The following is a 6,918-nucleotide window of genomic DNA, read 5'->3' as shown; positions in this document are numbered from 1 at the left end:
CGCCCGCACCGCGCACGCGACCGCGGCGGGCCTGTACGAGCAGGCCGCGAACCTCTCTCCCGGCCTGCGCGACCGCGCCTCCCGGCTGGGCGAGGCGGCCTCGCTCGCGCTGTCGGCCGGGCACGCCGCGCAGGCGGCGCACCTGGCCGCCCAGGCCGAGGACCTGGTGGACGATCCCGCGTCGCTGGTCAGGCTGGCGCCCGTGCGGGCGGCCGTGGAGTTCGAGCTGGGCGAGCGCCGCCGCGCCGCCCGGGTGCTGGTCGAACGCTCCGCGCACGCCGACGCCGACTCGGCCGTCACCATGCTGCGCACCGGCGCCGGATACGCGTGGTTCAGCGGCGACCGGGACGCCCTCAGGGACGCCGCGGAACGGCTCCACGCGTTGAACCGGCCCGACCCGATGGTGCTGGGGATGGCGCGTCTCATGGACGAGGACTACGCGCGCGGGTTGCCGCTGCTGGCGGAGTTCATGGCGAACGCGTCCCGTTCCCTGTCGTTCGACGGGGCGACGGCGCCGCCCGCCGACATCACCATGACCTGGGCCACCTTCTGCGCCATGATCCTCGGTGACGACGACTCCGCCCGCGAACTGGCCGAGGCCCAGGCCGCGCACTGCCGCCGTCACGGGCTCGTGGGCGCGCTGCCGCAGGTGCTCCAGGACCTGGCCGGTGCGCAGGTGCAGGCAGGACGGCACCGCGACGCCGAGGACTCCGTGGCCGAGGCCATCAGGATCGTCCACGCCGCGGGCCTGCGGCAGCGCGTACCGCGGCTGAACTCGGTCCTGGCCAGGGTCGCCGCCATCGAAGGGGACGAGGAGCGCTGCGTACGCCTCGCGGGCGGGGAACCCGACACCGGCGGCATCAGCGGCCTCGTCGCGCTCAGCCTGCTCGACGTCGGGCTGGGCCGGTACGAGGCGGCGCTGGACCGGCTGGAGACGGCCACCCGGGGGCCGCTGCGGCACGCCTCCGCCCTGGTGTGCGCGGGCGCCGACCAGGCCGAGGCCGCCGTACGGCTGGGCGCGCAGGACCGGGCCGAGGAGCCGCTGCGCCGGTTGGAGGCGTGGGCGCGGGCCGGCCGGCAGCCGTGGGCGCACGCGCTCACCGCTCGCGTCCAGGCCCTGCTGACCGACGACGAGGACGACTACCTGCGTGCCCTCGGTTTCCACGAGAACGCGGGCCGGCCGTTCGAACAGGCGCGCACCCAGTTGCTCTACGGCGAGTGGCTGCGCCGCGCCAGGCGACGCGGCGACGCGCGGGCGTCCCTGCGCGACGCGCTGAAGACGTTCGAACGGCTCGGCGCGGCCCCCTGGCTGGAGCGGGCGCGTACCGAGCTGAAGGCGACCGGGGAGACGCTCGTCCCGGCCGAGCCGACCGCCGCCAACCCGCTGGAGCGGCTCACCTCCCAGGAGCACCAGGTGGTCCGGCTGGCCGCGGACGGCGGCACCAGCAGGGAGATCGCCGCCCAGCTCTTCCTCAGCCCGCGCACCGTCGAGCACCACCTCTACCGCGCCTTCCGCAAGCTCGGCATCCGCTCCCGCCGCGAACTGTCGCGCCTCGACCTGGCCTGACCGTCCGCGCCGTGAAGCGGCAGCCGCCTGGTTTCGTGACAGGCTCAGGCGGCCGGGGGCAGGAGGTCGGTCAGTTCGGTCAGGGACGTGATGCGGGGGAAGCCAGCGGGCGCGGGTTCGGCGCCGAGGCGGTCGAGCCAGACCGAGCGCATCCCGGTCACCGCCGGGCCCGTCACGTCGTTGTCCACGTCGTCGCCCACCAGCACGACCTCGTACGGCTCCAACCCCAGCGCCGTGGCGGCCCCCGTGTAGGCCGCGGGCGAGGGCTTGGCGTGGCCTTCCAGGACCTCGCGCGTCAGCACCGGCCCGACCAGGCCCTCCAGCCCGATCGCGCGGACCTTGTCCTCCTGCATCTGCTGCACGCCGTTGGTGAGCACCCCGAGCGCGTACCCGCCCAGCTCCACCACCGTCTTCGCCACGTCCGGGTAGGCCGTCCAGTGCCGCCGGTAGTGACCGACGAAGTCGGCGTAGGCCGCGTCGAGGTCGGCCGGCACGGCGATGTCCAGTTCCGCGCACAGGGCGGCCAGGCGCAGGTGCCGCTGCTCCTGCACCGTACAGCGGCCCTCCTGCCACATCGCCAGGTACGGCGCCTCCAGCGCGGTCCACAGCGCCGGCACCTCGGGCAGGCGCGGATGTCCTGGCGCCCGCGCCTCCAGCCAGGCCACGATCCCGGCGTCGGCCGCGCCGCGATGGTCGAGCAGCGTGCCGTCGAGGTCGAACAGGATGCCCTTGACGGGGGAGCGGGGGCCGGTCATCGGGCGGCTCCTGTGGCTATGCGGGTCGCCGTCTCCCGGGGCGGGTAGCCGAGGGTGAGGCCGCGTACCGACAGTTCGGCCTGCGCGAAGAGGGTCTCGGCGTGCTCGCTCAGCACGTACGACAGCGCGGGCGAGCAGGACCGGTGCGCGTCCAGCGCCTGCGCCTCCCGCTCGGCCGGCTCGCGCGGCAACGCCTCACGGTAGTCGGAGATCAGCGCGTCGAGGTCGAAGAGCTGCGCGTACCGCTCCGAGGTGCCCGCCACCACCCGCACCAGGTCGTCCTCCGTCTGCTGCGCGCGGTAGACGAGGTTGGTGCCGCCGCTCTTGGCGAACCAGTGCATCGCCTCGTCGATCGGCAGGGTGAAGGCCCCGTACGGCTTGCGCCCGTACAGCAGGGCCTCGGCGATCCATCGGTCGCACCACCACCCGTCGAGGTAGGGCGTCGGCGCCCGGCGGTCGACGGTCAGGCCCTGTGCCAGCACCGGGTTCCAGGCCGACACCATGGGGCTGCTGAAGCGCGGCATGAGCGGGCCGCGCCAGTGGCTGAGCGCGTGGCCGTACCAGACGGTCACGACCTCGACCCGGCGGCGGGGGAGGGGACGCTCGTAGGTGCCGTTCATGACCTGGCCGTCGTCGGGATGGCGCCACGGGCCGGGATCGAGGGCTGGGCCTGGAGGGATCGGCGGAGTCCGGTAGTCGGGATGGAGGCTCCACGTGTCCGGCACGGTCCCTGCCTTTCCGATCCGCGTATACGCAGCGTGTCAGGCCACTAGAGTGGCCATCGTGCATCAGCCGTCACTCCGTTGCAATAGACCGGTTGCAAACGCTGATTATTGTCATCGGCGGCTGTGACAGACGTATGCAGTTGAGCGTCGTGGCGGCCCGGCTGTCCGCGCTGCGGGCCGGGAGCCGCCTGTCGATGAAGTCCGCGGCCCAGGCCGCCGGGCTCAACACCTCCACCATCTTCCGCATCGAGCACGGTCTCGTGGCGCCGCGCGAGGCGACCGTGCGCATCCTCCTGGAGCTGTACGGAGAGGGCGAGCACGCGCCGCGCCTGCTGTCGTTGCTGCGCGAGGAGCGGGTGCCCGGCTGGTACGACGCGCCCGGCGTGCCGCTGGGCCACTCGGCGTTCCTGGAGCTGGAGGACCGGGCCCAGATCGTCTACACCTACTGCCCGCAGCAGGTGCCCCCGCTGCTCCAGACGCCCGCCTACGCGCTGGCCGTCGCGCTGGCCACGCTGCCCGTCGGCGCCCCGTACGAGGAGCGGGCCACGTACGAGGGGGCCGCGCGCGCCGCCGGGCTGGTCGCGGCCCGGCAGCGGGTCCTCGACCGGCACGGAGGGCCGCGCCTGTGGGCGATCCTCGACCGGACGGCGCTGCTCGACCCGCCGCTGTGCCGGGCCGAGGACCGGCGCGACCAGATCGACGCGCTCGTCATGGCCGCCAAGCAGGAGCACGTCGCCGTGCAGATCGCCCGGCCCGCCGCCGAGTGCGGCTACCTCTACCAGGGGCCGCCGTTCACGCTGCTGCGCTTCCGCGAGCGTGACCGCGCCGACGTGCTGGTGCTGCACCTGCTGCACGCCCCGGTCGTCATCGAGGACCGGCGGCGGGTGGAGGAGCACCAGCAGGCGTTCGCGCGGTTGTCGCTGTCGGCGCTGCCCGTGGACGCCACACCCGACGTGCTGGACGGGGTTCGCGTCGGCCCTTGATCGTCAGTGGTGCTGCCGGAACTCGCCGGCGCGGCGTACGTGCTCGATCATGATGCGTTCCGCGCCCTCCCCGTCGCCGGACTCCAGCGCCGCCAGGATGCTCTCGTGCGCGTCCAACTGTGCCTTGACCTGCGTCTCGTCCAGCCACAGCGACGCCTCGGCGGGCACGGGGAAGCTGTTGCGCACCGACCTGGCGTGCGCGCCCAGGAAGGCGGGCCCGCCGATGTCGACGATGCGCAGGTGGAACCGCCTGCTCTGCTCGCCCAGCCGTTCCGTTCTGCCCTGTGAGGCGTCCGCCGCCATCGCGGCGTGCAGTTCGCGCAGCCCGGCCAGCTCCTCCGCGGTGATCCGCTCCGCCGCCAGGCGCGCTCCCAGCCCCTCGACGACCGAGCGCAGCCCGTAGTACTCGGCCAGCGCCTCGTCCCCGAGATCCACCACGGTGGCGCCGTGGTGCGCCTCGTAGCTGATCAGCCGGTCCTTCTCCAGCCTGCGCAGCGCCTCGCGCACCGGGGTGACCGAGACGCCGAGGCGCTTGGCCACCTCACCGGCCCGCAACGCCGTCCCGCCGGGGATCCGCGCCGTACGGATCTCCTCGAGGAGGACGTTGTAGACGTAGTCGGCCTTGCTCAGAGGCGGCCGCGGGTCGCTGGATGACATATCGCCAAGTCTCGCAAAAATTGGTACATCTGTTGACCTATGACATATTTCTTATAAGTTATATGCCCATGACGAGCCTCGACGACCTGCGGGTCATCGACGCGGCGACACTGTTCGCCGGTCCCTCCGCCGCCATGATGCTGGGCGACTTCGGCGCCGACGTGATCAAGATCGAGCACCCGCGGCGGGGCGACCCCTCGCGCGGGCACGGCGCCTCCGTGGACGGGGTGGGCCTGTGGTGGAAGACGCTGTCGCGCAACAAGCGCACGGCGGCCGTGGACCTGTCGCGGGCCGAGGGGCAGGAGATCCTGCGCCGCCTGGCCGAGCGGTCCGACGTGCTGATCGAGAACTTCCGCCCCGGCACCCTCGAACGCTGGAACCTCGCCCCGGACGACCTCCTGGAGCTCAACCCCCGGCTGATCGTGGCGCGGATGACCGGGTTCGGGCAGTTCGGGCCGATGTCCGGGCAGCCGGGGTTCGGGACGCTGGCCGAGGCCATGAGCGGCTTCGCGGCCATGACCGGCCAGCCCGACGGGCCGCCCACGCTGCCCCCGCTGGCCCTGGCCGACGGCATCGCGGGCCTGGCCATGTCGTACGCCGTCATGGTCGCCCTGCACGCCCGCGAGCGGACCGGGCGCGGACAGGTCGTCGACCTGGCCATCATCGAGCCGATCCTCGGGCTGCTCGGGCCGCAGATGAGCGCGTACAAGGCGCTGGGGGTCGTGCCCCGGCGCACCGGCAACCGCTCCAGCAGCAACGCGCCGCGCAACACCTACCGCACGCGCGACGGACGCTGGCTGGCGATCTCCACCAGCGCCCAGGCCATCGCTGAGCGCGTCGTCACCCTCGTGGGCCGTCCCGACCTGGTCGAGCAGCCCTGGTTCGGCAGCGGGCACGGCCGCGTGCAGCACGTGGACGAGCTGGACGAGGCCGTCGCCTCCTGGATCGCCGAGCGCGACGCCGCGGAGGTCATCGCCCGTTTCGAGGAGGCGCAGGCCGCGGTCGCGCCCATCTACGACGTCACCGACCTGGCCGAGGACCCGCAGTACGCGGCGCTGGGCACGTTCGTGGAGGTGCCGGACGAGGAGCTGGGCTCGCTCACCATGCAGAACGTGCTGTTCCGCCTCTCGGACACCCCCGGCGGGATCCGCTGGCCAGGCCGCCCGCTCGGGCGGGACACCGACGAGGTGCTAGGCGAGCTGGACTACCCCGCCGACCGCATCGCCGCGCTGCGCGAGGACGGGGTGATCGCGTGAACGCCCCCGTCACCTGGCTGTACGTGCCCGGGGACCGTCCCGAGCGCTTCGGCAAGGCCGTGGCCTCCGGCGCCGACGTCGTCATCATCGACCTGGAGGACGCGGTCGCCCCCGCCGCGAAGGACGCGGCCAGGCGGAACGCCGTCGCCTACCTGAGCGGCCCCCGAGAGCCCGGGGTCCAGGTGCACGTACGGGTCAACGACCCGGCCACCGCCCGCGGGCGCGCCGACCTGGCCGCGGTCGCGCAGGTCGCCGACGCCGTACGGCTGCCGAAGGTCGAGTCGGCCGCCGTGCTCGACGGGCTCGACGGCGTGCCCGCGTACGCGCTGCTGGAGTCGGCGGCCGGCATCGTCGCGGCCGGGCGCATCGCCGCCCACCCGAACGTGGCGGGCGTGGCGCTCGGCGAGCAGGATCTCGCCGCCGAGCTGGGCATCACCGGCGAGCAGGCGATGAACCACCTCCGGCTCCAGGTCGTGCTGGCCGCCGCCGCGGCCGGGCTGCCGCCCGTGCCCATGTCGGTCTACCCCGACGTCAAGGACGAGGCCGGGCTGCTGGCCTCCTGCCGGGCGGGGCGGGCGCTCGGACTGTTCGGCCGCACCGCGATCCATCCGCGCCAGATCCCCGTGATCAGGCGGGCCTTCCGGCCGACCGAGGAGGAGGCCGCACGCGCCGCCGAGATCGTGGCGGCGGCGCAGGAGGCCGAACGGGCGGGCAGGGGCGCGGTGGCACTGCCCGACGGCCGCTTCGTGGACGCCCCCGTCGTCGCCAGGGCCCACCGCACCCTGGCCCTGTCCCACCACCTCACCGACCCACCCAACTCCAGCGACCCCGTCTCACCTGCGTGACCGCCAGGTACGGGCGCCGGCCCCGTGGTCGGGAAATGCTGAAGAGCAATGCGAAACCGTTTGATCCAGGACTACCATCCCGCCTTCCTCGGCGAATGCCCCGACCGGAGACTTCGATGAGTGCGAAATG

The 6,918-nt window shown here is 73.6% G+C and carries 7 protein-coding genes; 4 read left to right on the top strand and 3 right to left on the bottom strand.

What is annotated here, in order from left to right:
• Nucleotides 1-1,567 (top strand): LuxR C-terminal-related transcriptional regulator (locus ABD844_RS22915; RefSeq protein WP_344881370.1); only part of this gene is annotated, 1,567 nt, incomplete at its 5' end.
• A gap of 44 nt (nucleotides 1,568-1,611) precedes the next feature.
• Here the strand turns inward: ABD844_RS22915 and ABD844_RS22910 are convergent.
• Together ABD844_RS22910 and ABD844_RS22905 are read right to left on the bottom strand one after the other, a co-directional pair.
• Nucleotides 1,612-2,322, bottom strand: a complete 711-nt coding sequence (locus ABD844_RS22910) for an HAD family hydrolase (RefSeq protein WP_344881367.1) — start codon at nucleotides 2,320-2,322, stop codon at nucleotides 1,612-1,614.
• Nucleotides 2,319-3,047 carry a hypothetical protein gene (locus ABD844_RS22905; RefSeq protein ID WP_344881364.1) on the bottom strand — a complete coding sequence of 243 codons (729 nt, stop codon included), beginning with the start codon at nucleotides 3,045-3,047 and terminating at the stop codon, nucleotides 2,319-2,321. Before ABD844_RS22905 ends, ABD844_RS22910 begins: the two co-directional genes overlap by 4 nt.
• A 134-nt stretch (nucleotides 3,048-3,181) precedes the next feature.
• Between ABD844_RS22905 and ABD844_RS22900 the strand changes: the two genes are divergently transcribed.
• A complete protein-coding gene (locus ABD844_RS22900) occupies nucleotides 3,182-4,030 on the top strand; it encodes a helix-turn-helix domain-containing protein (RefSeq protein ID WP_344881361.1) in 849 nt (282 codons plus the stop codon).
• 3 nt (nucleotides 4,031-4,033) lie between these two features.
• On the opposite strand, the gene ABD844_RS22895 is transcribed toward ABD844_RS22900, so the two are convergent.
• Nucleotides 4,034-4,687 (bottom strand): GntR family transcriptional regulator, encoded by a 654-nt coding sequence (locus ABD844_RS22895; protein ID WP_344881358.1) that lies wholly within the window; start codon nucleotides 4,685-4,687, stop codon nucleotides 4,034-4,036.
• Nucleotides 4,688-4,755: 68 nt separating this feature from the next.
• Between ABD844_RS22895 and ABD844_RS22890 the strand changes: the two genes are divergently transcribed.
• Nucleotides 4,756-5,943 (top strand): CaiB/BaiF CoA transferase family protein, encoded by a 1,188-nt coding sequence (locus ABD844_RS22890; RefSeq protein ID WP_344881355.1) that lies wholly within the window; start codon nucleotides 4,756-4,758, stop codon nucleotides 5,941-5,943.
• The gene (locus tag ABD844_RS22885; RefSeq protein ID WP_344881353.1) at nucleotides 5,940-6,788 is read left to right on the top strand and encodes an HpcH/HpaI aldolase/citrate lyase family protein; all 849 of its coding nucleotides are present in this window, start codon (nucleotides 5,940-5,942) and stop codon (nucleotides 6,786-6,788) included. The genes ABD844_RS22890 and ABD844_RS22885 overlap by 4 nt, the downstream gene beginning before the upstream one ends.
• Nucleotides 6,789-6,918: the final 130 nt, after the last annotated feature.

It is taken from the genome of Nonomuraea antimicrobica (assembly GCF_039536965.1).
In the GTDB taxonomy this organism is placed as follows: Bacteria; Actinomycetota; Actinomycetes; order Streptosporangiales; family Streptosporangiaceae; genus Nonomuraea; species Nonomuraea antimicrobica.
Note: the sequence above shows the minus strand (reverse complement) of the source record. Positions and strands in the feature narration are given on the sequence as shown.

What these genes read in the sequence shown, in the direction of transcription:
- ABD844_RS22895 (WP_344881358.1), bottom strand. Translation starts at nt 4,687, where the DNA reads ATGTCATCCAGCGACCCGCGGCCGCCTCTGAGCAAGGCCGACTACGTC.
- ABD844_RS22890 (WP_344881355.1), top strand. Translation starts at nt 4,756, where the DNA reads ATGACGAGCCTCGACGACCTGCGGGTCATCGACGCGGCGACACTGTTC.
- ABD844_RS22900 (WP_344881361.1), top strand. Translation starts at nt 3,182, where the DNA reads ATGCAGTTGAGCGTCGTGGCGGCCCGGCTGTCCGCGCTGCGGGCCGGG.
- ABD844_RS22910 (WP_344881367.1), bottom strand. Translation starts at nt 2,322, where the DNA reads ATGACCGGCCCCCGCTCCCCCGTCAAGGGCATCCTGTTCGACCTCGAC.